The 22405-nt window shown below is 71.6% G+C and carries 20 protein-coding genes and 1 tRNA gene; 16 read left to right on the top strand and 5 right to left on the bottom strand.

Annotated elements, in window-relative coordinates; translation table 11 throughout:
* Positions 1-10: 10 nt before the first annotated feature.
* From ACFYQQ_RS10425 to ACFYQQ_RS10405, 5 genes are all read left to right on the top strand, one after another.
* Positions 11-2263, top strand: a complete 2253-nt coding sequence (locus tag ACFYQQ_RS10425; RefSeq protein ID WP_355789316.1) for an ATP-dependent DNA helicase UvrD2 — start codon at positions 11-13, stop codon at positions 2261-2263.
* Positions 2264-2426: 163 nt separating this feature from the next.
* Positions 2427-2747 carry a hypothetical protein gene (locus ACFYQQ_RS10420; RefSeq protein ID WP_355789303.1) on the top strand — a complete coding sequence of 107 codons (321 nt, stop codon included), beginning with the start codon at positions 2427-2429 and terminating at the stop codon, positions 2745-2747.
* Positions 2748-2920: 173 nt separating this feature from the next.
* The gene (locus ACFYQQ_RS10415) at positions 2921-3289 is read left to right on the top strand and encodes a WhiB family transcriptional regulator (protein WP_030038270.1); all 369 of its coding nucleotides are present in this window, start codon (positions 2921-2923) and stop codon (positions 3287-3289) included.
* The gene (locus ACFYQQ_RS10410) at positions 3286-3609 is read left to right on the top strand and encodes a hypothetical protein (RefSeq protein WP_355789308.1); all 324 of its coding nucleotides are present in this window, start codon (positions 3286-3288) and stop codon (positions 3607-3609) included. The genes ACFYQQ_RS10415 and ACFYQQ_RS10410 overlap by 4 nt, the downstream gene beginning before the upstream one ends.
* Before the next feature lie 116 nt (positions 3610-3725).
* On the top strand, positions 3726-3950 hold the full coding sequence (locus ACFYQQ_RS10405) for a hypothetical protein (protein ID WP_355789311.1): 225 nt from the start codon (positions 3726-3728) through the stop codon (positions 3948-3950).
* A gap of 6 nt (positions 3951-3956) precedes the next feature.
* On the opposite strand, the gene ACFYQQ_RS10400 is transcribed toward ACFYQQ_RS10405, so the two are convergent.
* Both ACFYQQ_RS10400 and ACFYQQ_RS10395 read right to left on the bottom strand, forming a co-directional pair.
* A complete protein-coding gene (locus ACFYQQ_RS10400) occupies positions 3957-5345 on the bottom strand; it encodes an AarF/ABC1/UbiB kinase family protein (RefSeq protein ID WP_356238229.1) in 1389 nt (462 codons plus the stop codon).
* On the bottom strand, positions 5338-6663 hold the full coding sequence (locus tag ACFYQQ_RS10395) for a TOMM precursor leader peptide-binding protein (RefSeq protein ID WP_355781652.1): 1326 nt from the start codon (positions 6661-6663) through the stop codon (positions 5338-5340). The genes ACFYQQ_RS10400 and ACFYQQ_RS10395 overlap by 8 nt, the downstream gene beginning before the upstream one ends.
* A gap of 217 nt (positions 6664-6880) precedes the next feature.
* Here ACFYQQ_RS10395 and ACFYQQ_RS10390 point away from each other — a divergent pair, with 217 nt between their 5' ends.
* The 4 genes from ACFYQQ_RS10390 to ACFYQQ_RS10375 all read left to right on the top strand — a co-directional run bounded on the left by ACFYQQ_RS10390 (position 6881) and on the right by ACFYQQ_RS10375 (position 10722).
* Entirely contained in the window at positions 6881-7477 is a 597-nt protein-coding gene (locus tag ACFYQQ_RS10390) for a M48 family metallopeptidase (RefSeq protein WP_355781655.1), read from the top strand.
* A gap of 125 nt (positions 7478-7602) precedes the next feature.
* A complete protein-coding gene (locus ACFYQQ_RS10385; protein ID WP_388904183.1) occupies positions 7603-9258 on the top strand; it encodes a TerD family protein in 1656 nt (551 codons plus the stop codon).
* Between the two features lie 11 nt (positions 9259-9269).
* Positions 9270-9950: an AIM24 family protein gene (locus ACFYQQ_RS10380; RefSeq protein WP_355781842.1), complete on the top strand. Its 681-nt coding sequence runs from the start codon at positions 9270-9272 to the stop codon at positions 9948-9950.
* A gap of 16 nt (positions 9951-9966) precedes the next feature.
* Positions 9967-10722, top strand: coding sequence for an AIM24 family protein (locus tag ACFYQQ_RS10375; RefSeq protein WP_355781835.1), 756 nt, complete (start codon positions 9967-9969; stop codon positions 10720-10722).
* Positions 10723-10807: 85 nt separating this feature from the next.
* Here the strand turns inward: ACFYQQ_RS10375 and ACFYQQ_RS10370 are convergent, their stop codons facing one another.
* Both ACFYQQ_RS10370 and ACFYQQ_RS10365 read right to left on the bottom strand, forming a co-directional pair.
* Positions 10808-11329 carry an NUDIX hydrolase gene (locus tag ACFYQQ_RS10370; RefSeq protein WP_355781832.1) on the bottom strand — a complete coding sequence of 174 codons (522 nt, stop codon included), beginning with the start codon at positions 11327-11329 and terminating at the stop codon, positions 10808-10810.
* Positions 11326-12795 carry a zinc-dependent metalloprotease gene (locus ACFYQQ_RS10365; protein WP_355781829.1) on the bottom strand — a complete coding sequence of 490 codons (1470 nt, stop codon included), beginning with the start codon at positions 12793-12795 and terminating at the stop codon, positions 11326-11328. The genes ACFYQQ_RS10370 and ACFYQQ_RS10365 overlap by 4 nt, the downstream gene beginning before the upstream one ends.
* Positions 12796-12986: 191 nt before the next feature.
* On the opposite strand from ACFYQQ_RS10365, the gene ACFYQQ_RS10360 reads away from it, so the two are divergent.
* From ACFYQQ_RS10360 to ACFYQQ_RS10345, 4 genes are all read left to right on the top strand, one after another.
* A complete protein-coding gene (locus tag ACFYQQ_RS10360) occupies positions 12987-14099 on the top strand; it encodes an SDR family oxidoreductase (protein ID WP_355781826.1) in 1113 nt (370 codons plus the stop codon).
* Between the two features lie 175 nt (positions 14100-14274).
* Positions 14275-14736, top strand: a complete 462-nt coding sequence (locus ACFYQQ_RS10355; RefSeq protein WP_355781823.1) for a molybdenum cofactor biosynthesis protein MoaE — start codon at positions 14275-14277, stop codon at positions 14734-14736.
* 200 nt (positions 14737-14936) lie between these two features.
* A complete protein-coding gene (locus ACFYQQ_RS10350) occupies positions 14937-15101 on the top strand; it encodes a hypothetical protein (RefSeq protein WP_355781820.1) in 165 nt (54 codons plus the stop codon).
* A 68-nt stretch (positions 15102-15169) separates the two neighbouring features.
* The gene (locus ACFYQQ_RS10345) at positions 15170-16267 is read left to right on the top strand and encodes a PDZ domain-containing protein (protein ID WP_355781817.1); all 1098 of its coding nucleotides are present in this window, start codon (positions 15170-15172) and stop codon (positions 16265-16267) included.
* A gap of 114 nt (positions 16268-16381) precedes the next feature.
* On the opposite strand, the gene ACFYQQ_RS10340 is transcribed toward ACFYQQ_RS10345, so the two are convergent.
* Positions 16382-16924, bottom strand: a complete 543-nt coding sequence (locus ACFYQQ_RS10340; protein ID WP_355781814.1) for a PPA1309 family protein — start codon at positions 16922-16924, stop codon at positions 16382-16384.
* A gap of 137 nt (positions 16925-17061) precedes the next feature.
* On the opposite strand from ACFYQQ_RS10340, the gene ACFYQQ_RS10335 reads away from it, so the two are divergent.
* The 3 genes from ACFYQQ_RS10335 (at position 17062) to ACFYQQ_RS10325 (ending at position 22310) form a co-directional block, all read left to right on the top strand.
* Positions 17062-20013: a UPF0182 family protein gene (locus ACFYQQ_RS10335; protein ID WP_356168669.1), complete on the top strand. Its 2952-nt coding sequence runs from the start codon at positions 17062-17064 to the stop codon at positions 20011-20013.
* Between the two features lie 43 nt (positions 20014-20056).
* Positions 20057-20130, top strand: a tRNA-Met gene (locus ACFYQQ_RS10330).
* A 365-nt stretch (positions 20131-20495) separates the two neighbouring features.
* Entirely contained in the window at positions 20496-22310 is a 1815-nt protein-coding gene (locus ACFYQQ_RS10325; protein ID WP_388904178.1) for a sel1 repeat family protein, read from the top strand.
* The last annotated feature ends 95 nt before the right edge of the window (positions 22311-22405 follow it).

Raw genomic sequence — 22405 nt, 5'->3', positions numbered from 1 at the left:
ACGACAAGTGGTGCCCCCCTGTGGACAACCGGCTCACCCGTCTCCCGCGACCTGGCAGCATGGCGGTGTGACAGCAGCAACGCACTCCACCCTCTTCCCTCAGGTACCGGACACGGCCGACGCGGTGCTCGACGGGCTCGACCCCGAGCAGCGCGAGGTCGCGACCGCCCTGCACGGTCCGGTGTGCGTGCTGGCCGGAGCCGGCACGGGCAAGACGCGGGCGATCACCCACCGCATCGCCTACGGAGTACGCGCCGGGATCCTCCAGCCCTCCAGCGTGCTGGCCGTCACGTTCACCAACCGTGCCGCGGGCGAGATGCGCGGCCGCCTCAGGCAGCTCGGCGCCTCCGGTGTCCAGGCCCGCACCTTCCACTCCGCCGCCCTGCGCCAGCTCCAGTACTTCTGGCCGAAAGCAGTCGGTGGCAGCATGCCCCGCATCATCGACCGCAAGATCCAGATCGTCGCGGACGCGGCGGCCGCCTGCCGCATCAGGCTCGACCGGGGCGAGCTGCGCGACGTGACCGCCGAGATCGAGTGGTCCAAGGTCACCCAGACCGTCCCCGGCGACTACGCGGCCGCCGCCGCCAAGACGGGCCGCGAGACCCCCCGCGACCCGGCCGAGATCGCCCAGCTCTACTCGACGTACGAGGACCTCAAGCGCGACCGCGCGGTCATCGACTTCGAGGACGTCCTGCTGCTGACCGTGGCCGTGCTGCAGGACCGGCACGACATCGCCGAGCAGGTCCGCTCCCAGTACCAGCACTTCGTCGTCGACGAGTACCAGGACGTCAGCCCGCTCCAGCAGCGCCTCCTGGAGCTGTGGCTCGGGGAGCGCGACAGCCTCTGCGTCGTCGGCGACGCCAGCCAGACGATCTACTCGTTCACCGGTGCAACCCCCGACCACCTGCTCGACTTCCGCACCCGCCACCCCGGGGCCACCGTCGTCAAGCTCGTCCGCGACTACCGCTCCTCGCCCCAGGTCGTCCACCTCGCCAACGGGCTGCTCGCCCAGGCCCGCGGCCGGGCCGCCGACCACCGACTGGAGCTGGTCTCCCAGCGCGGCCCCGGCCCAGAACCCGTCTACACCGAGTACACGGACGAGCCCGCCGAGGCCGAGGGCGCGGCCCGCCGCATCCGCGACCTGATCGCCTCCGGAGTCCCGGCCGCGGAGATCGCGGTCCTCTTCCGCACGAACTCGCAGTCCGAGATCTACGAACAGGCCCTCGCCGACGCCGGGGTGCCCTACCAACTGCGCGGAGCCGAGCGATTCTTCGACCGCCCGGAGGTGCGCAAGGCCGGCGTCGCCCTGCGCGGCGCGGCCCGCTTCGGCGGCAACGACTCCCTCCTGGACGACGTGGTCGACCTGCCCTCGCAGGTCCGCGCGGTCCTCTCCGGCGAGGGCTGGACCACCCAGCCGCCCGCCGGTTCGGGAGCGGTCCGGGAGCGCTGGGAGTCGCTGGCCGCCCTGGTGAACCTCGCGCAGGACTTCGCGGCGGCCAAACCGGACGCCACCCTGGGCGACCTGGTGGCGGAGCTGGACGAACGCGCCGGTGCCCAGCACGCGCCGACCGTCCAGGGCGTCACGCTCGCCTCGCTGCACTCCGCCAAGGGCCTGGAGTGGGACGTCGTCTTCCTGGTCGGGGTCGCCGAGGGCATGATGCCGATCACCTACGCAAAGACGGACGAGCAGATCGAGGAGGAGCGCCGGCTCCTCTACGTCGGCGTCACCCGGGCCAGAGAGCACCTGTTCCTCTCCTGGGCGCTGTCCCGCTCGCCCGGCGGCCGGGCCAGCCGCCGTCCCAGCCGCTTCCTCGACGGGCTGCGCCCCGGCTCCGTCGCCACGGCGGGCCGCGCGGGAGCGGTCGGCGCCGGCGGGATAGAGCGGGGGATCGGGAGAGCGGGCGGCAGCGCCGTGCGGCGCACCAGCCGGACACCGGCCCGCTGCCGGGTCTGCGGACGCACGCTCACCGACGCGGGCGAGATGAAACTGATGCGCTGCGAGGACTGCCCCTCCGACATGGACGAGGGGCTCTACGAGCGGCTGCGGGAGTGGCGCGCGGTGCAGGCGCAGCGCAGTGGGCAGCCCGCGTTCTGCGTCTTCACCGACAAGACACTGATGGCCATCGCGGAGTCCGTGCCCGACGACGAGCGCGAGCTGGCGCGGATCCCGGGGGTCGGAGTACGCAAGCTGAACCGTTTCGGAGCCGATGTTCTGGCCATCTGCGCAGGTCGCGAGCCCGGCGGGGACGACGACGTCGACTGATTCAAACTCGTCGAAAAAATAGTTTGCGCATGCCCCAGCGATCCCCATAGGTTCTTAACACGGAAACGGCGGCCTTCTCCGAGGCCCTGGTTTCGTGATGTACTTAACAACCGTCGGACCGGTTCACCCCGGTCCCCATAGACGCCGAGAGGAGGCGATTCCAGTGATCAGCATCAACTTCAGCTCCACCAGCACCGTCAAAATGACCGATCCCTCGGTCGCCTCTGTCTGCACGCTCGGCGTCTCCATCCTGGGCACCGGTCTGTCCGGCATCTCCGCCGTCCGTCCGGCGTCCAGTGTGGCTCTCGCGGGTCTTCCCGTTCGTGAGCGCAATGAGCGACCGATCCAGGCACTGGAAGCAGTAGCGGCACAGGTGCGGACCTATGCCTTTGCGGCGGCCGGTGCCGGATCCCTGGAGCAGACGAAGCAGCACCACACGATGTGGGCCTTCCGTGGGCCTGAACCCTGGAGTGATCCAGCCTGATTCTCGATCAGGCCGGCGCCTTCAGGGCCGCGGAACCCCACCCGGGATCCGCGGCCCTTCTGTTTGTCCCCGACCGGGGACAGCCGGAGCGAAGGGGCCTCGGGACAAGAAAACCCGGTACCAAGCCGCCAACCGGCCAACCGGCCGGCACGACCAGACGAGGAAAACAAACCGTGCAACTCGAAGCGCACGCCCCGTCCGTACCGCCTTCCGAGACGATCCCCCCGCCCGGCCTCACGGAGGACTCCACCTTGACTCCGCTCACCGCGCTCACCGCGCTCGACGACGCCATCGAGAACCTCGGCGTACCCGTCCCCTGCCGCTCGTACGACCCGGAGGTCTTCTTCGCGGAGTCGCCGGCCGATGTCGAGTACGCCAAGTCCCTCTGCCGCACCTGCCCGTTGGTCGAGGCCTGCCTCGCCGGCGCCAAGGAGCGGCGCGAGCCCTGGGGCGTCTGGGGTGGCGAGCTCTTCGTGCAGGGGGTCGTCGTGGCCCGCAAGCGGCCGCGTGGCCGTCCGCGCAAGAACCCGGTCACAGCATGAACACCGCAGGAACGATCGACCGCCCCCTCACGAACGACCCCAAGAAGCAGGCCCCGATGAAGCCGTCCACCACCGAGCCCGTCGGCTCCGCGATCCCAGACTTCTCCACCACCGGTGCGAACGACTCGCGCCAGAACAGGACCCGCGAGATGCAACTCATCCCAGAAGCCATGGCTCGTGCGCATATGCACGACCGCCTGCACGAAGCCGAGCGGGAACGACAGGCCGTGCGCCTGGCCACCGCCCGGCGGATGCAGCGCCGTGCCGAGCGCGCCTCGATGCGTGCTCGCCGGGCGCTGGCCATGGCCGTCATGCAGTGACCGTAAGCGGTCACGAGAAGTAGACGAGATGTCAGAGCGGGGGCTGGTCCGAACGGACCGGCCCCCGCGGTGCGTTGTGGGCGCCGGGCCGCTCGGTGCGGCGCTATCGTCGCCGGGTGACGAGCCTTCCCGGGGACAACGACGACGACGGCTCCACGCCGCGGAACGACCCGGCCGAGCCCCCGCGCGTCGTGTGCGCCCGCTGCGGCACCTCCGCCGAAGGACCACCGGTCACCTGGACCTGCTCCGTGGAGAACGGCGCCCGCCACTACTTCTGCGAGGCGTGCGCCCGGGCCAACCTCAGGGCGATCGAGGGCCGCCTCGACTGGGCCTGGTGGTAGGCCCGATCACGCTTCGGCGGCGGACTCCTCCTCCAGCAGTTCCTCCTCCAGCAGCTCCTCCATCGGGTCCTCCTCTGCGAGGAAGCCGGGCAGCCACTCCTCCAGTTCGTCCCGCAACCGCACCGTCGCACCCAGCTGGCACAGCACACCGATGGTGCTGAGGGTGACCCGGTGGATCAGCAGGTAGGACGGCGGCAGATTGAGCTGCCGTCCGAGCTGGTGGGCGGGGGAGCGGGGGTCGGCGATGCGTGCGGCCTGGCTGCGCATCCAGCCGCGGGTGAAGGTGAACTCGTCGGCCTGGGCCGGTTCGATGATCGGGAGCAGGTAGTCCAGGACCGCGTCCGGCTCCAGCTCTATCGACTCCTTGACGAAACCCTCCTCGCAGAGAAGTCCGTAGACCGCCTCCGCCTCTCCTTCGAGGGTCATGCGCAGCGAGCTGCCGATGGTGCTGGGCAGGCCGCCCGGCAGCCGGTCCACCGTGCCGAAGTCCAGGACGCCGAGACGCCAGCCCTTCTCCTCGTCCGGCAGGAGACGGAAGTTGCCCGGGTGCGGGTCGGCGTGCAGCAGGCCGGTGCGGGCGGGACCCGAGAACAGGAAACGGGCCAGCAGCTGGCCCGCCCGGTCACGCTGCTCCCGGGTGCCGTCGGCGATCACCTCCGAGAGAGGGGTCCCGTCGATCCACTCCGTCACCAGCACCTGGTCGCTCTGGTGGACGACGGCGGGGACCACCACGTCCGGGTCGTCCGCGAACTCCTCCGCGTGCGCCGCCTGGGCCTGGGCCTCCAGCCCGTAGTCGAGCTCCTCGGAGACCCGGTCGCGCAGCTCGGTGATCAGCGGCTTGATGTCCATGCCGGGGATGAGCGGACCCAGGAGACGGGCGAAGCGGCTGAGCTGGGTCAGGTCGGAGAGCAGCGCCTCGCCCGCGCCGGGGTACTGGACCTTGACCGCGACCTCGCGCCCGTCGTGCCACACGGCCCGGTGCACCTGGCCGATCGAGGCCGCCGCGGAGGGCCTGTCCTCGAACTCCTGGAAGAGCTCCCGCCAGTCCTCGCCGAGCCGCTCCTCCAGCACGGTGTGCACGGTCCGCGTCGGCATGGGAGGCGCGGCCTCCTGGAGCTTCGTCAGCGCCGCACGATAGGGGCCCGCGACCTCCTCGGGCAGCGCGGACTCGAAGACGGACAGGGCCTGCCCGAACTTCATCGCACCGCCCTTGAGCTCGCCGAGCACCTTGAACAGCTGCTCCGCCGTGCGCTGCTGGAGTTCGCGGCCCACGATCTCCGCCGACTTCCCGCCGATGCGTTTGCCGAGCCCCCACGTCGCCCGCCCGGCGAAGCCGAGCGGGAGCGCCGCGAGCTTGGCGGTCCGGGTGACCGCCTTGCGGGGAAGATCAGACATGCGCCCTCCAAGTCCCAGACAGCCGCGCGGCGTGTGCCTCGTGGCGTGACCCCGTCGGCGGCTGTTGCTCCGCCATTGTCTCGTGCGGTTCCCCGTCCCCGGGGGTGTGTTCTTCCTTACCTCTCTCCGCCGCCCCGCACGGGCACGTGGGGTGGGGCCACACAGGCCGGGCGTGCCAGGTCGGTTCCGGCACGGACGCCTCCCAGCGGATCCCGGTGCCTGCGGGCGCCGTGGCGTCGAGGAAGGCGAGCGCGTGGCTCGCGGCCAGCCCGGCGACAGCGGCCGCCAGGGCGAGATCGCAGGCCTGGACGTGGCGAACGCCACCCGAGCGCCACTGGGCGATCAGCCGCGGCCAGGTCTCGTCCCGGTCGGCGCGTGCCTGGTCCAGACAGCCCGCGCATCCGGTCTCGCCGGGCAGGACCAGGGGGCCGACCACACCCGTCCCCTCCACTACTCCCGCGTACAGGTGCGGCGTCCCGGAGGCGATGAGCTGGTCGGCGGCGGCCGGGTCGGGTGCGTAGACCGCCAGTCCGTCCCGGGGCGCGAGGATCACCAGCGACCAGCCGGACTCGTCCGGGAGGAGGTGCGCCCGTCCTTCCGGGAAGGTCGGCTCCGCGGGAGGCGGCGTCTGCTCATCCGGTGAGCCCGGTGAGCCCGGTGAGCCCGGTGAGCCCGGTGAGCCCGGTGAATCCGGTGCGGGTGCCCGTCTGCGGCGGGGTGGCCGGTCGGGGGCGGCGAGCCGCACAGCCCGCCGGGCGGCCTCCTCCCTGCGCTCGCCGATGGACTCGGCGGGCAGACCGCCCGGAGCGACATCGCCCGGCTCCACCCGGCCGCCGTCCCGGACGTCGACCTCGCCCACGCCCGCGCCCGCCAGCAGCGAGGCGAGCACGACACCCACCCGACCCGCTCCGCGCACCTGCACCCGCAGGGAGCGGCGGGCGGCCAGGCGCTCGATCGCCTCGCCCGGACCGGGAGCGACCAGCGACAGCGAGGCGAAGTCCGGGCGGAGCCGGTCCAGTAAAGCCTTCCTCCCGCGCAGGGCGTCGGCGGCCGGCCCGCCACCGGTCGCGTCGTCCAGCAGTCCGGCGCCGGCGAGGCGCTCGACGAGGCCGTCCACATGGCCGTCCGGCAGACCCATCCGGCGTCCCTCGTCCCGCAGCAGCGGCAGCCCGCGGGTCCCGTCGAGCAGCGTCAGGAAGCTGCCCGTGGCCGTGTCCATCGGGCCCAGCACTATGGCGTGCGCCGGGGCCATGCCGAACTGCACGGTGTTGAGATCCCGCCAGCCGCGCCGCAGCGCGGGTTTCACCATCGGATGCATGACCGGCCCCCGTAGCCCTCGGATCGTCCCGTGTGCCGGCGGGCCGCGGTCCAGCTCCGCCGACGACCGCCAGCATGCCCGCCCGGGCCGCCACCGCGCCGAAAGTTGTCCACAGGCTGCCGCATTCGTCGTACGAATCCAGCGCACGGAGTGCGGATCGCCACGGAACCGTCCCGGAGGCGGGACTTTCACCATGTGCAACGGGTAACGTCGGGGCGTGCCCGCCGACCCACTGCACCGCGCCGGAAAGCCACAGCGCAGCACGACGAGCCTGCCGCCAGGCGGCTCGGGGGCGAGCGCGATCGAGGTCCGCAGGAGTGCCCGACGGCGCAGGACGGTCTCCGCGTACCGCGAGGGCGATCGCACCGTTGTGCTCATCCCCGCCCGGATGTCCGAGGCGGAGGAGCAGCGCTGGGTGAGCGTCATGCTCGACAAGCTGGCCGCCCAGGAGAGCAAGCGCAGGCTCGGCGACAGGGAGCTGTCCGAGCGCGCGGCCCGGCTCTCCGACCTGTACTTCGACGGCCGGGCCCGTCCCACCTCGGTCCGCTGGGTCACCAACCAGAACACGCGCTGGGGCTCGTGCACCCCGTCCGAGGGCAGCATCCGGCTGTCGCACCGGCTGCAGGGCATGCCGGAGTACGTCGTCGACTACGTCCTCGTCCACGAACTGGCGCACCTGCTCGTACCCGGACACGGCCCCCGTTTCTGGCGGCTCCTGGAGGCCTATCCGCGCACCGAGCGTGCCCGCGGCTACCTCGAAGGGGTGGCCGCCGCGGACCGCCTGCCCCACCAGCCCGCCGACGCCGAGGACTGAGAGCGGCCCGACGCGCGCGGGGCAGGGATTGTGTACCGGGTCTGTACCGGCTTCGTCCGCTCCCGGAGTTTGCCGTTAGCCTGACGCGACGCACTCGCATTCGGGATGGGGGACGGTCGTTACGCATGGCCAGGGAATTCCAACGCGGCCACAAGGCCAAGATCAGTGACCTCACCGCGGGCACCGATCTGTACGTAGGCGTGCAGATCACCGGCCCCGGGCTGACCTTCGACATCAGCTGCTTCGGCCTCGACGCCGACGAACGGCTGTCCGACGACCGGTACTTCGTCTTCTTCAACCAGCCGAAGTCCCCCGAGGAGTCCGTCCAGCTCCTGGGCGCCCAGGCGGGTGACACGGAGTCCTTCCGCGTCACCCTCGACAGGATCCCGCCGCAGATCCACAAGCTGTCGTTCACGGCGACGATCGACGGCGCCGGGCAGATGTCGCAGATCGCTCCCGGATACCTCCGTATCGTCGCGGGCGGCGAGGAGGTCGCCCGGTACGCGTTCAGCGGGGCGGAGTTCTCGACGGAACGCGCCGTCATGCTGGGCGACTTCTACCTGAAGGACGTGTGGCGTTTCGCCGCCGTCGGACAGGGCTTCGACGGCGGGCTCGACGCGCTGCTGAAGAACTTCGGCGGCGAGGTCGCCGAGGAGACACCCGTGGCCCCGCAGCCGCAGGCCGGCGCCTCCCCGTCCTTCGCGCCGCCCGCCCAGTCCTCCGCGCCGCCCGCCTTCGGCGCCCCGGCCCCCGCGCCGCAGGGCTTCACGCCGCCTCCGGGCGCGACTCCGCCGCCGGCACCGGCGCCCGCGGTGCACGCCGCGCCCACGATCATCGCGCCGCTGACCCCGCCGGGCGCGGGCACCGTACCGCCGCCCGGACCCGCGCCGTACGCGCAGCCGCCGGGCCAGCCCGGCCCGCCGCCCGGCTACGGACAGCAGCCTCCCGGGCAGGGCGCCCCCATGCCGCCCGGCTACGGGCAGCCCCCGGGCGCGCCCCCCGGCTACGGACAGCCGGGCCCGCCTCCGGGCTACGGGCAGCAGCCTCCGTACGGCCAGGTCCCCGGCCAGGCCGCGCCCTCGCCCTACGGTGCCCCCCAGGGCGCCCCGCAGGGCGGCGCCGGTGTGGCCGCCGCGCTCCAGGCGTACAAGGAGACGCCCACCGGCCAGCGGTGGACCCAGCAGAACAAGAAGCTGGTCCGCGTCGACCTCGGCGCCGGCGGCGACCAGGCGGTCCTCGCCCGGCAGGGCAGCATGGTGCTCTACCAGGGCAAGGTCGACTTCAGCTACAAGGGAGCGGGCTTCGCCGGCCGGATCGTGGGCAACGCGACCGGCCAGGAGATGCAGCTGATGCGCTGTTCCGGCCGGGGCCAGGTGTTCCTCGCCGACAACTCGACGATGCTGCACCCCATCGAACTCCAGGGCGACGGCATCTGCGTCTCCGCGGAGAACGTCCTCGCCTTCGACGAGACGCTCCAGTACGAGGTGCGGCGGATCGAGGGGCACGGCATCCCGGGTGGGGCCCTGTTCACGATGCAGTTCCAGGGGACCGGCACGATCGTGGTGAAGACCCACGGCGCTCCCGTCGTGCTGCCGGTCACGCCCACCACGTTCGCCGACTGCAACGCCGTCGTGGCGTGGTCCTCGGCGTCCCAGGTGATCGTCTCCAGCCAGGTGCGGATGCGTCGCAACGCCTACCCGGGCGACACCGGCGAGAGCGTGAACCTGCAGTTCCGGGGCGCTCCCGGCAATTTCATCGTCGTCCAGCCGTACGAGGTCTGAGGGAGCCCGTCATGAATCAGCCGTTCGCGGGCTTCGCCCCGGCACCCGTCACCGCCCGCATGGAGAACCACGGCAATCACATGCTGAAGGTCGCCATGCAGACCGGAAACGACCTCTTCGCGCGCGTGGGCTCGATGGTCGCCTACGAAGGGTTCGTCCAGTACGAGCCCAACCCGCCGGCCGTGCGCCAGATCGCGCGCGACTGGATGACCGGTGAGGGCGCGCCCCTCATGAAGTGCACCGGTGACGGTCTGCTGTATCTCGCCGACTACGGCGCGAACGTGGTCGTCATCAACCTCAACGGGGACGCGATCTCCGTCAACGCCACCAACCTGCTCGCCTTCGACGCGCACCTCACCTGGGGCGTCGAGCGCGTCAAGGGGCTCGCCAAGTTCGCCGGGCAGGGTCTGTGGAACACCAAGATCTCCGGCCAGGGCTGGGTGGCGCTGACCTCCCGCGGCAAGCCGATCGTCGTGGACTGCGGCGGCGGCGAGGACGAGACGTACGTGGACCCGGACGCGCTCGTCGCCTGGTCCCCGAACCTCAAGGTCAAGGGCAAGCGCAGCTTCAAGGCGCAGTCCCTGATCGGCCGGGGCAGCGGCGAGGCGTACCAGATGGCGTTCTCCGGGCAGGGCATCGTCGTCGTCCAGCCCAGCGAGGACAGCACCGACCGCCTCCGGATCCGGGGCTGAGGGGGAACAGGACACCATGCAGAGCCCGCTTTTCGGCTACAACGAACAGCAGTCCCAGGACCGCTACAGCCTGCAGAACTCGCAGATGCTGCGGGTCTCCCTTGAGGGGCACGACGACATCCTGGCCCGCAAGGGCACGATGGTCGCCTACCAGGGACTCGTCGAGTTCGACGCCGAGTACCAGAACAACGGGCAGCGGCGGTCGCGCGCGATGACCGGCGAGGGCCTGGACCTGATGCGCTGCCACGGACAGGGGACGGTCTACCTGGCCAACCTGGCCCAGCACGTGCACGTGGTCGACGTCGACCAGGACGGCCTCACGGTCGACAGCAGCTACGTCCTGGCGATGGACTCGGCGCTGCACCACGAGGTGATCGCCGTGGACAGCCAGTACGGCATCTCGGGGTCCGGCAAGTACCAGCTCAACATCACGGGCCGGGGCAAGGTCGCCCTGATGACGTCCGGGATGCCGCTGATGATGCAGGTCACGCCGGACAAGTACGTCAACTGCGACGCGGACGCGATCGTCGCCTGGTCGACCGCGCTCCGGGTGCAGATGCAGGCGCAGACGCACTCCTCCGGAGTGTGGCGGCGCCGTGGCAGCACCGGCGAGGGCTGGGAGCTCAGCTTCATGGGCCAGGGGTACATCCTCGTCCAGCCGAGCGAGCTGCTGCCGCCGCAGAACGCCCAGATCGGACAGGGCGTGCGCGCGCAGTACGGCATGGGACAGCACGGCGCCCACGCGCAGAACCAGGGCAACGCCTGGAGCTAGCCGCGGGCGCAGCCTCCCGGGAGGTACGGGTAAGGGGCGGTCGCCGCGGCGACCGCCCCTTACCCATCCGTCGAGACGCAGCCGCTCAGAGCCGGGCCCGGGCTGCCTCCAGCAGCCGGACGACCGACGCGTCGGCCACTTCCGCGACCTCGTCGTACGCGAACCAGCGCAGGTCCAGCGACTCGTCACTGATCTCGTGCACCGCCCCCGGCTCCGCCAGCACCGCGTACTGGACGTCCAGATGCCAGTGGCACGGCGCCGGGATCGCGTGCCGGTCCAGGCGCACCGGGCCGCCGGGCACCAGGGTCAGGCCCGCGATGCCCGACTCCTCCGTGGCCTCGCGCAGGGCGGCCGCCGCCAGCGTGGCGTCGCCGGGCTCGCAGTGACCGCCCATCTGGAGCCACATGCGCAGCTTGCGGTGGAGGGTCAGGAGCACCCGGCCCCGCTCGGGGTCGACCACCAGGGCGCTCGCCGTGAGGTGCCCCGCCGTACAGGCCTTCCACAGGCCGTCCGGATGCGCCGCGAGATGGTCCAGATAGACCTGGCGCAGCTCTTCCTGGTCCCCGTACTCCTTCAGTACGAGGACCGCGTCGTCGTGGAGCGTCACTCGGTGCCGTCGCCCTTGCCGTCGTCCTTGGTGTCCTTGGTGTCCTTGCCCCGGGTCTCGCCGGTCTCGTCCTTCTTCAGGTTCTGCCGTCCGCCGGGACCGCCCGCCGCCTCACCGAGCATCTTGTCGAGCTCGGAGAAGTCCAGCTGCTCGCGGTGCACGAAGCCGTCCGGGTCGTCCAGGTCGGACGAGGTGGGCAGCATGTCCGGGTGCGCCCACAGGCCGTCGCGGCCGTCGACCCCGCGCGCGTCCGTGAGGGACGCCCACAGGCGCGAGGCGTCCCGCAGCCGGCGCGGGCGCAGCTCCAGGCCGATCAGGGTCGCGAACGTCTGCTCGGCCGGACCGCCCGAGGCACGGCGGCGGCGCAGCGTCTCACGCAGCGCGTCGGCCGAGGACAGCCGCGGCTTGGCCGCGGCGTGCACGACCGCGTCGACCCAGCCCTCGACCAGCGCGAGCGCCGTCTCCAGACGGGCGAGCGCGGCCTTCTGCTCCGGGGTGTCCTCCGGCTGGAACATGCCCTGCTGGAGCGCGTCCTGGAGCTGCTCGGGGTTCTGCGGGTCGAACTGGCCGACCACGTCCTCCAGCTTGGCGGTGTCGACCTTGATCCCGCGCGCGTAGCCCTCGACGGCACCGAAGAGGTGCGAGCGCAGCCACGGCACGTGCGTGAAGAGCCGCTGGTGGGCCGCCTCCCGCAGGGCGAGATAGAGCCGTACCTCGTCCTGGGGGACGCCCAGGTCCTTGCCGAACACCTCGATGTTCAGCGGGAGCAGCGCGGCCTTGCCGGCGGGACCGAGCGGGAGGCCGATGTCGGTGGAGCCGACGACCTCGCCCGCGAGCACGCCCACGGCCTGCCCGATCTGCGTGCCGAACATGGCGCCGCCCATGGACCGCATCATGCCGATCAGCGGGCCCGCCATGGCCTGCATCTCCTCGGGCAGCACGTCGCCCATGGCCGCGCCGACACGCTCGGCGACCGGATCGACGAGCTCCTTCCACACCGGAAGGGTCGCCTCGACCCACTCCGCGCGGCTCCAGGCCACGGCGGAGCCGGCGCCGGACGGCAGGGACGTCGCGTCGTCCAGCCAGAGATCGGCCAGACGGACGGCCTCCTGCACCGCCGTGCGATCGGCGGGGCCCACGCTCGCGTCCTTGGTGCCCTCCGACGTGCCCTGGGAGACCGTCTGGCGGGCGATCTGCTTGGCCATGTCCCAGTTCACCGGGCCGCCCTCGTACGAGAGCATCTGGCCCAGCTGCTGGAACGCGGCGCCCAGGTCGTTGGGGTTCAGGGAACCGAACATCGCGGCGAGCGGATTGTCGGCGCCGGGACCGCCGGCTCCGGGAAACCCGAAGCCGAACGGGTTGGCCGGTCCCTGACCACCGCCGCTCTCCTGGTCCTTCTTCTTGCCCTCGTCGCCGTTCTCCGGCTCCTCCGGCGGAAGGCCGAATCCGAATGGGGTGTCACTCACGGGATTCCTCGGCTGGTAAGGCCGCCGGTTCTTTCCGACGGCGGCTGCCCGACAACACCACCCAGCGTAGACACCAAGGGCCGATCGGGCCTCGGTGCTTCGCCGACTCTCCGCCTGCGGCAGGATGGATGCCACCTGGTACGCACGCGTCACGCGCGTTCGTTACTGAAGACAACCGCTGGAGACGCCCGGTGAGTTCCCCAGATCCGCAGGTTCGCGCAGCGCGAAACCCCTCAACCAGCCCGGCCGCCCGCGGGCCCGTCGTCGCCGTCACCGGCGCGGCGTCCGGCGTGGGCGCGCTGCTCACCGAGCGGCTGGCCGCCAGCGAGGAGATCAAGCAGGTCATCGCCATCGACGAGCGGCGCGGCGAGTGCGCCGGGGCGCAGTGGCAGATCCTCGACGTGCGGGACCCGGCCATCGCCGAGAAGCTGCGCGGCGCCGACGTCGTCGTGCACCTGGCGCTGGACCTGGACCTGGAGAGCGACCCGGCGGCCCGCACGGCCTACAACGTCCGGGGCACGCAGACGGTGCTGACGGCCGCCGCGGCCGCCGGGGTCCACCGGGTGGTGCTGTGCACCTCGTCGATGGTCTACGGGGCGCTGCCCGACAACGAGCTGCCGCTCTCGGAGGACGCAGAACTGCGGGCGACCGCCGAGGCCACGGGCGTCGGGGACCTCCTGGAGGTCGAGCGGCTCGCGCGGCGCGCGCCCCGCGCCCATCCGGGCCTCAACGTCACCGTCGTCCGGCCCGCGGTGCTGGTCGGCGGCACGGACACGGCGCTGACCAGGTACTTCGAGTCGCCGCGGCTGCTGGTGGTGGCCGGCTCGCGGCCCGCCTGGCAGTTCTGCCACGTCGAGGACCTGTGCAGCGCCCTGGAGTACGCCGTCCTGGAGAAGGTCGACGGCGAGCTGGTTGTCGGCTGCGACGGGTGGCTGGAGCAGGAGGAGGTCGAGGAGCTCAGCGGCATCCGGCGGATGGAACTGCCGTCCGCGGTGGCGCTCGGCGCGGCCGCCCGGCTGCACCGGATCGGGCTGACGCCTTCGCCGGCCGGTGACCTGGCGTACACGATGTACCCCTGGGTGGTCAGCGGGAACAAGCTGCACGACGCCGGGTGGCGGCCCCGGTGGACCAACGAGGAGGTCATGGCCGAGCTGCTGGAGGAGGTCGCCGGGCGGCACACGGTGGCCGGGCGGCGGCTCGGGCGCAAGGACGCCACCGCCGCGGGAGCCGCCGGAGCGACGGTCGCCCTGCTCGGTACGGCGGCCCTCGTCCGCCGGGCCCGCAAGGCCCGACGCCGGATCTGACGCCGGGACCGCGGCAGGTCCCGCGCGGTGCCGGCCGGGGCGCCGCCGACGGAGCGGTGGTCCGTACTCCGCACGGGTGGCGGTCCGTGTCTGTAGGAGGCTCCAAGCGGCCACGCGCGTGTGCCGGGCGAAACGGCTATTCCGACTTGTCGGTGGCGTGCGGCACGATGGGGCCATGGCACCTACGTACGACCACCCGGGCGAGCAGGCGGCGCAGGACCCCATCAGGCTGCTCGCGATCCGGGAGACGCCGCTCTCCCTCGACGAGGTCTTCCGGGCCGTCGGGGACGACGCCGCCGGCGGGACCGCGCTCTTCGTGGGGACCGTGCGCAACCACGACTCGGGCGCCGACGTCGACCGGCTGGGGTACTCGTGCCACCCCACCGCCGAGGCGGAGATGCGGCGGATCGCCGAGAAGGTGGTCGCCGCGTACCCCGTGCGGGCGCTGGCCGCCGTCCACCGCGTGGGTGACCTGGCCGTCGGAGACCTCGCGGTCGTCGTCGCCGTGTCGTGCCCGCACCGGGGCGAGGCCTTCGAGGCGTGCCGCAAGCTGATCGACGACCTCAAGCACGAGGTGCCGATCTGGAAGCACCAAACGTTCTCCGACGGTACGGAGGAGTGGGTCGGGGCCTGTTGAGCCGAACGGGCGACGCGCGGGGCCGCGGACGCCCGCCGAGGACTCGTGGACGGCACCCGCGCGCGGGCCGCGTCGTGAACTCCTCACCCCCGCCTGGTCCTCCGGTTGCGTAACCGCACCCCGGGCGTGAGCGTTGAGCAGGCGGATGGTTAATCTGCTGATCACTCAGTTGCGGTCGCTCATGGGGTTGGGAGGTCGGCATGGCAGCGCTCGCCTGGTTGCTGATTCCGCTTTTCGCTGCGATCGGCGCCGGTCTGTGGGGCAGTTGGGTCGGACGGAATCGCAAGACCACGGGAGACGGAACCGAGCTCGCGGGTTACACGCGCTTCCGTGAGGCCATGGAGAAGTCGCACTCCGGGACGTGAGCGGGGGCCGGTCCCCGTACGGGCGGCCCCCGCAGTGCGCTGTCGGCGTGGTCCCGTACTGTCGTTCCATGCCACGCCGCACCGCGACGATGCTCGCCTCCACCCTGATGCTGATCGCACTCCTGTGCGCGGGAGTGTTCATCGACGTGCCGTACTCGGAGATGTCACCGGGACCGACGGTGAACACGCTCGGGGAGCACGCGGGCGAGCCGGTGCTGCAGATCTCCGGCCGCAAGACGTACCCCACGACCGGTCACCTCAACATGACGACGGTCAGGGTCACCAGCGCCGACTACAAGATGAACCTCGTCGAGGCGGTCTACGGGTGGCTGGCGCACGACAACAAGATCGTGCCGCACGACACGCTCTATCCGGACGGCAAGACGGAGGAGCAGTCGACGCAGGAGAACGCCGAGGAGTTCAGCCAGTCCCAGGAGAGCGCCAAGGTCGCGGCGCTCAAGGAGCTGGACATCCCGGTGAAGTCCTGGGTGATCGTCTCCACCGTCGTCAAGGGCACCCCCGCCGAGGGGAAGCTGCACGCGGGTGACGTGGTCAAGGCCGTCGACGGCACGGTGGTCAAGGCCCCCGAGGACGTGGCGAAGCTGGTCACCAGGCACAAGCCGGGCGAGAAGGTCGACTTCACGATCGTGCCCGCCAAGGAGCAGGCCGCCGCCGAGAAGGCGAACAGGACGGCGACCCGGACCGAGGACATCACCATCACCACGGAGAAGTCCGACGACACCGGCGAGGCCCGGGCGATCGTCGGCATCTCGGCCGGGACCGATCACACGTTCCCGTTCAGCATCGACATCAAGCTCGCCGACGTCGGCGGGCCCAGCGCCGGCCTGATGTTCGCCCTCGGCATCGTCGACAAGCTGACCCCGGGGAACCTCACGGGCGGCCGGTTCGTCGCCGGCACCGGCACCATCGACGACGACGGCAAGGTCGGCCCGATCGGCGGCATCGAGCTGAAGACGGTCGGTGCCCGCGACAAGGGCGCCCAGTACTTCCTGACGCCGAAGGACAACTGCGCGGCCGCCGCCAAGGACACCCCCGACGGCCTCACGCTCGTCAAGGTGAACACCATCGACGACGCGATGGACGCCCTGGAGGACATCCGCTCCGGCGACACCGCCGCCCTGCCGAAGTGCACGGCCAAGGGCTGACCCGGGCCGCTCGCACACCTCCACGTGCCCGCACACAGACGGGGGCGCACCCGGAAACCGGGCGCGCCCCCGTCGCCGTACGGGAAGCCTTCGTGGACAGAGGTGCGGAAGGTGTCAGTCCGCGAACGTGGCCGACAGGGCCTCCGCGAGCCCCGGCACCAGCTCGGAGCCGGTGAGGACCTCCGTCGGCGCGTCCTTGGCACGCAGCCGCAGGGCCGAGTCGCGGGAGCCGTTCCGCAGCACCGCGACGGTCATCCGGACCTCCTGGCGGTCCGGGTGTTCGGCCACCCACTGCGCGAGCTTCTTGTCGCTGAGGCCCTCCGGGACCGAGGCCTCCGCCGACGGCGGCAGCATCAGCCGCTCCACGGTCAGCGCGCAGCCGACGACCGCGTCCGGCCAGGCGATGGTGCCGAGGAACTCGTCGAGCGGCTTGTCGGCGGGAACCTCGTCCTGCTCGATGGGGGTGAGACCGGTGGTCTCCTGCTCGTCCTGAAGACCGAGCTGGGCCGCGAGACCGGGTTCCTGGGCCCGCAGTCGCGCGGTGTCTACGAGGGCGAAGAGGCGAGCGGGCTGGTCCCAGCCGAGGCCGGAGGCGTACTCGTCGATCTCGAGTACGGCCCGGGTGAGCGGGCTCGCTGCCATGGGAGTGTTGGACATGGTCACAATCCTGCCTCGGAAGTACCCGGAAGCGGGAACCGAGTAAAGCGTGAGTAAGTTGCATAGGTGTGGGTCCACGATCACGGGGGCCTGACGGATCAACAGCGAACTTCGAGGTGCGCACCTTGGCTTTCCAGATGCCGGACCGCGGCGGAGGCCCGACGGGGCCACGGATCAGAGTGGGCCGCCCGTCCCGGCGTGTCCGGACCCTGCTGATGACACTGGGCGTCCTGGCCGTGCTGGCCATGGCGTTCACGATGTTCGCGGGATTCTGGACGGACTGGCTCTGGTACCGGTCGGTCAACTACTCGTCCGTCTTCACGACCACGCTGTGGACCAAGATCGGACTCTTCTTCGTCTTCGGCCTGCTCATGGCGGCCGCGGTCGGGGTGAACGTGTGGCTGGCCCACCGGCTGCGCCCGCCGCTGAGCGCCATGTCGATGGAGCAGCAGAGCCTCGACCGGTACCGCATGGGCATCGCGCCGTACAAGAAGTGGCTGCTCCTCGGGGTGACCTCTCTCGTCGGGCTGATCGCGGGCGCGTCCGCCGCCGGCCAGTGGCGCACGTGGCTGATGTGGGTGAACGGGGTGCCCTTCCACCAGAAGGACCCCCAGTTCCACCTCGACGTGTCCTTCTACGCCTTCGATCTGCCGTGGTACCGCTTCCTGCTGGGCTTCGGCTTCGCCGCCGCGGTGCTCTCGTTGATCGCCGCCGCGCTCACGCACTACCTCTACGGAGGGCTGCGGATCACCAGCCCCGGCGCGCGCGCCACGGCCGCGGCCACCGGGCACCTCTCGGTGCTCCTCGGCATCTTCGTCGCGCTCAAGGCGGTCGCTTACTGGCTCGACCGGTACGGGCTGGCGGTGAAGTCCAGTGACTTCAAGGCGACGGGCAACTGGACGGGCCTCAGGTACGTCGACGCGAACGCGTACCTGCCGGCCAAGACGATCCTGTTCTGCATCGCCGTCATCTGCGCGGTGCTGTTCTTCGCCACCCTGTGGCGGCGCACCTGGCAGCTGCCCGTCATCGGCTTCGGCCTGATGGTGCTCTCCGCCATCCTCATCGGCGGCCTGTACCCGGCGATCGTCCAGAAGTTCCAGGTCCAGCCGAACGAGCAGGCCAAGGAAGCGCCGTACGTCGAGAAGAACCTGGAGGCGACGCGCGAGGCCTACGGCATCGACGGCGCCGAGGTGACGGAGTACGCGGGCCGCAGCGACACCGAGGACAAGAGCAAGCTGCGCAAGGACGCCGACGGGGCGGCCAGCATCCGCCTGCTCGACCCGAACGTGGTCTCGCCGACGTTCCAGCAGCTCCAGCAGGTGCGCAACTACTACGCGTTCCCGTCGAACCTGGACGTCGACCGCTACAGCAAGGACGGCAAGGACCAGGACACCGTCATCGGTCTGCGCGAGCTGAACCTCCAGGGCATCCCGAAGAACAACTGGATCAACGACCACTTCCGCTACACCCACGGCTACGGCGTGGTCGCGGCCAAGGGCACCACGGCCGACGCCGAGGGCCGCCCGGAGTTCACCGAGTACGACCTGCCGTCCAAGGGCAACCTCGGGGAGTACCAGCAGCGGGTCTACTACGGCGAGAAGACCACGCAGTACTCCATCGTCGGCGGACCGCAGAAGGAGATCGACTACTCCGACGACAGCGGCGAGAAGACGACCAGCTACAAGGGCGACAGCGGCGTCAACCTCTCCAGCCCGGTCAACAGGGCCGCGTACGCGGTGGCGTTCAGCGAGCCGCAGATCCTGTACTCGGGCGCCATCGGCGAGGGCTCGCGGATCCTGTACAACCGCACTCCCAAGGAGCGCGTGGAGGCGGTCGCGCCGTGGCTCACCATCGACGGTGACGCCTACCCGGCGGTCGTCGACGGCAGGATCGAGTGGATCGTTGACGCCTACACGACGACCAACGGCTATCCGTACGCCTCCCGCACCACCCTGGGCGACACGACGGCCGACTCGCTGACCGCCGCCAACAACCAGCGCGCGGTGGTCGCCCAGCAGAACCAGGTCAACTACATCCGCAACTCGGTGAAGGCGACCGTCGACGCGTACACCGGCAAGGTCACGCTCTACGAGTGGGACACCAAGGACCCGGTGCTGAAGACCTGGAAGAAGGCCTTCCCCGGGACCGTGAAGTCGCGGAACGACATCCCGCAGTCCCTCATGGACCATCTCCGCTACCCGCAGGACCTGTTCAAGGTCCAGCGCGAGCTGCTGACCCGCTACCACGTGAAGGACGCGCAGACGTTCCTCAGCGGCAGCGAGGTGTGGCAGGTCCCGGACGACCCGACGAACAAGTCGGGCAACGCGGTGCCGCCGTACTACCTGAGCATGAAGCTGCCCGGGGAGACCTCCCAGGCGTTCTCGCTGACGACGACGCTCACGCCGAACGGCCGGGACAACCTGAGCGCCTTCATGTCGGTCAACGCCGAGGCGGGCACGGGCGGTTACGGCAAGATCAGCATCCTGAAACTGCCCACGGGCAGAACGGTCGACGGACCGAAACGGGTGCAGAGCCAGTTCAACTCCGAACCGTCCATCGCCGAGTCCATCAGGCTCCTCAGAGGTGGTGACTCGGAAGTCGAGTACGGCAACCTGCTGACGGTGCCGCTGGACGGAGGACTGCTCTACGTGGAGCCGGTCTACGTACGCGGTGGTGGCCTCAAGTACCCGCTGCTGCGGAAGGTGTTGGTGACCTACGGCGGCGCCACGGCCTTCGAGGACACCCTGGGCGAGGCGCTCAACAAGGTCTTCGGAGCCGAGGGGGCGACCCAGGAGCCACCGGACGAGGGTGAGCAGACCAAGCCGCCGACGTCCCAGGACCCGACGGTGCAGGAAGCGCTCGACGACGCCCAGAAGGCCTTCGAGGACGGCCAGGCGGCCCTCAAGAAGGGCGACTGGGAGGCGTACGGCAAGGCGCAGAAGGACCTCGAGGACGCGCTCCAGCGGGCCGAGGACGCTCAGGCCAAGGCCGACAAGGCCGCCGGCGGCAAGAACGCGGACAAGAGCGCCGACAAGAGCGGTGACGGGAAGACCGACAAGAGCAGCGACAAGAGCGCTGACGGGGGCTGACCTGGGGCCCGCCCCGCGCCGTGGTACGGTTGCAACACAACGGCGCGGGGTGGAGCAGCTCGGTAGCTCGCTGGGCTCATAACCCAGAGGTCGCAGGTTCAAATCCTGTCCCCGCTACTGAAAGGCGAAGGCCCGGATCCTATGGATCCGGGCCTTCGTCATGTGTGCGTGGGCACGGGAAGCGGGGGAGCGGGCGTGTCCTGCCGGGGGCGAGCGCGCGGTCCGGGACGCGCGACGGGGCGGGTCCGTCCGGACGTGTGGACGGGCGCCGAGGGGCTGTGCGGGCGCCGCGTGGACGCGCGTACGGAAGGTGTGTACGTGCGTGCGGAGTTGGGCGCCGACGCGCCTGAAGGGCGCTGCCTGCGGGGCGAGTTGGCAGATCTGTGTTTGACTTGTCTCTCTGTGGGCATGTCGACAAAACGCTGAAGTGACCTCACTGACTGCGGTATACCAGGTGTACCCGGGTTGCAGGTGGTGCGACGATGGACGTTATGGGGGACAAGGCAACTCTGTTGGAGACAGGGCGTTTTGTGCAGCCTTCCGACCGGGACGAAACCGGCGAGGCCGCCGAGGAGGCACGTCAACGGCTCGCCGCGGAAGCTGGCGACGCCGAGGCGATGAGTGTCCTCGGAGCCATGCTGCTGCGCCGCGGTGATCTCGACGGAGCCGAGCCTCAGCTGCGTGCCGCCACCGCCGCCGGTGACCGCGCAGCCGCCAACAACCTGGGCGTCCTCCTGCATCAGCGCGGGTACGCCGAGGAGGCCGCCGGCTGGTGGCGGATCGCCGCCGTCGCGGGCTCCGCGGCCGCCGCGCACGCCCTCGGACGGCACCACCGCGAGCGCGGGGACGAGCCCGCCGCCGAGTACTGGCTGCGCCAGGCCGCCGAGCAGGGGCACGCCCTCGGCGCGTACGCGCTCGCGGACCTGCTGGAGCACCGCGGTGACCCCGGCGCCGAGCGCTGGATGCGCGCCGCGGCCGAGCGCGGGCACCGCGAGGCGGCGTACCGGCTGGCGCGCACCCTTGACCGCAAGGCGGCCGACGCGGGCGAGGTCGGCGCTGACAACGGTGTCATCGGGGCGGGCGGCGAGGAGGCCGCCCAGTTTTACCGGCAGGCCGCCGCCCGCGGGCACCGGCGGGCCGCGCTCCACCTCGGGGCGATCCTGGAGAAGCGCGGCCATCTCAAGGAGGCCGGGCGCTGGTACCTGACGTCCGCCAAGGACGGCGAGGCGAGGGCCGCGTGCGCGCTCGGCTTCCTGCTGCGGGACGCGGGCGACACCGAGAGCGCCGCCGTGTGGTGGCTGCGGGCCGCCCAGGACGGCGACGGCAACGCCGCCAACGCCCTGGGCGCGCTGCACGCCGAGCGCGGCGAGCACCAGACCGCCGAGCGGTGGTACCGCGCCGCCATGGACGCGGGCGACGTGAACGGCGCGTACAACCTGGGGCTGCTCTGCGCCGAGCAGGGGCGCACCGCACAGGCCGAGCAGTGGTACCGGCGCGCCGCCTACGCCGGGCACCGGGAGGCCGCGAACGCGCTGGCCGTCCTGCTGCTCCAGGTCGGCGACGCCGCCGGGGCCGAGCCGTGGTTCTCCAAGGCGGCCGAGGCGGGGAGCGTGGACGCCGCGTTCAACCTCGGCATCCTGCACGCCGGGCGCGGTGGCGAGGAGGACGAGGCCGCCGCGCTGCGGTGGTACGAGCGGGCGGCCGCCGCCGGGCACACCGAGGCGGCGCTCCAGGTCGCCATCGCGCGGCTGCGCGAGGGGGACGAGCCCGCCGCCGAGCGCCATCTGCGGTGCGCCGCGGGCGGGGGCAGCGCGGAGGCCGCGTACCGGCTCGCCGCCGTGCTCGACGCCCGGCGGCCGCCGGCGCCCGCCCACGAGCTGGGGGAGCCCGCGCACGAGAAGACGGAGTGCGAGGAGTGGTACGAGCGGGCGGCCGCGCAGGGGCACCGGCGTGCACAGGTGCGGGTCGGCATGCTCGCCGCCGCGCGCGGCGATGTCGTGGAGGCGGCGCGCTGGTACCGCGAGGCCGCGGAGGCCGGGTCGCGCAACGGGGCCTTCAATCTCGGGCTGCTGCTGGCCCGGGAGGGTAGCGAGCCCGAGGCCGCCCTCTGGTGGACGCGGGCGGCCGACGCGGGGCACGGGCGTGCGGCGCTGCGGCTCGCGCTCGTCTACGCGCGTCGTGGCGAGCTCGCCGAGGGGTCCCGGTGGGCCGACCGGGCCGTGTCCCTCGGGCCGGCCGAGGTGGCCGAGCGGGCGGCCCGGTTGCGGGACGCCCTGCGGCAGGAGCTGACGGCCTGACCGCCGCCCTGCCCGCGCCCGCCGGCGACTCGCACGGGGGTCGCCGCGGCCGGCGCGCACCGGCGTGAGCCGGGTGCGTGATCTGTCTGACGTCC

The organism is Streptomyces sp. NPDC005496, from assembly GCF_042872045.1.
GTDB lineage: Bacteria > Actinomycetota > Actinomycetes > Streptomycetales > Streptomycetaceae > Streptomyces.
This window is presented reverse-complemented; position numbering and strand designations above follow the sequence as displayed.

Coding starts and splice junctions, on each gene's coding strand:
- ACFYQQ_RS10380 (WP_355781842.1), top strand. CDS start 9,270: ATGAATCAGCCGTTCGCGGGCTTCGCCCCGGCACCCGTCACCGCCCGC.
- ACFYQQ_RS10410 (WP_355789308.1), top strand. CDS start 3,286: ATGAACACCGCAGGAACGATCGACCGCCCCCTCACGAACGACCCCAAG.
- ACFYQQ_RS10345 (WP_355781817.1), top strand. CDS start 15,170: ATGCCACGCCGCACCGCGACGATGCTCGCCTCCACCCTGATGCTGATC.
- ACFYQQ_RS10335 (WP_356168669.1), top strand. CDS start 17,062: ATGCCGGACCGCGGCGGAGGCCCGACGGGGCCACGGATCAGAGTGGGC.
- ACFYQQ_RS10400 (WP_356238229.1), bottom strand. CDS start 5,345: ATGTCTGATCTTCCCCGCAAGGCGGTCACCCGGACCGCCAAGCTCGCG.
- ACFYQQ_RS10350 (WP_355781820.1), top strand. CDS start 14,937: ATGGCAGCGCTCGCCTGGTTGCTGATTCCGCTTTTCGCTGCGATCGGC.
- ACFYQQ_RS10375 (WP_355781835.1), top strand. CDS start 9,967: ATGCAGAGCCCGCTTTTCGGCTACAACGAACAGCAGTCCCAGGACCGC.
- ACFYQQ_RS10385 (WP_388904183.1), top strand. CDS start 7,603: ATGGCCAGGGAATTCCAACGCGGCCACAAGGCCAAGATCAGTGACCTC.
- ACFYQQ_RS10325 (WP_388904178.1), top strand. CDS start 20,496: ATGGACGTTATGGGGGACAAGGCAACTCTGTTGGAGACAGGGCGTTTT.
- ACFYQQ_RS10340 (WP_355781814.1), bottom strand. CDS start 16,924: ATGTCCAACACTCCCATGGCAGCGAGCCCGCTCACCCGGGCCGTACTC.
- ACFYQQ_RS10355 (WP_355781823.1), top strand. CDS start 14,275: ATGGCACCTACGTACGACCACCCGGGCGAGCAGGCGGCGCAGGACCCC.
- ACFYQQ_RS10395 (WP_355781652.1), bottom strand. CDS start 6,663: ATGCATCCGATGGTGAAACCCGCGCTGCGGCGCGGCTGGCGGGATCTC.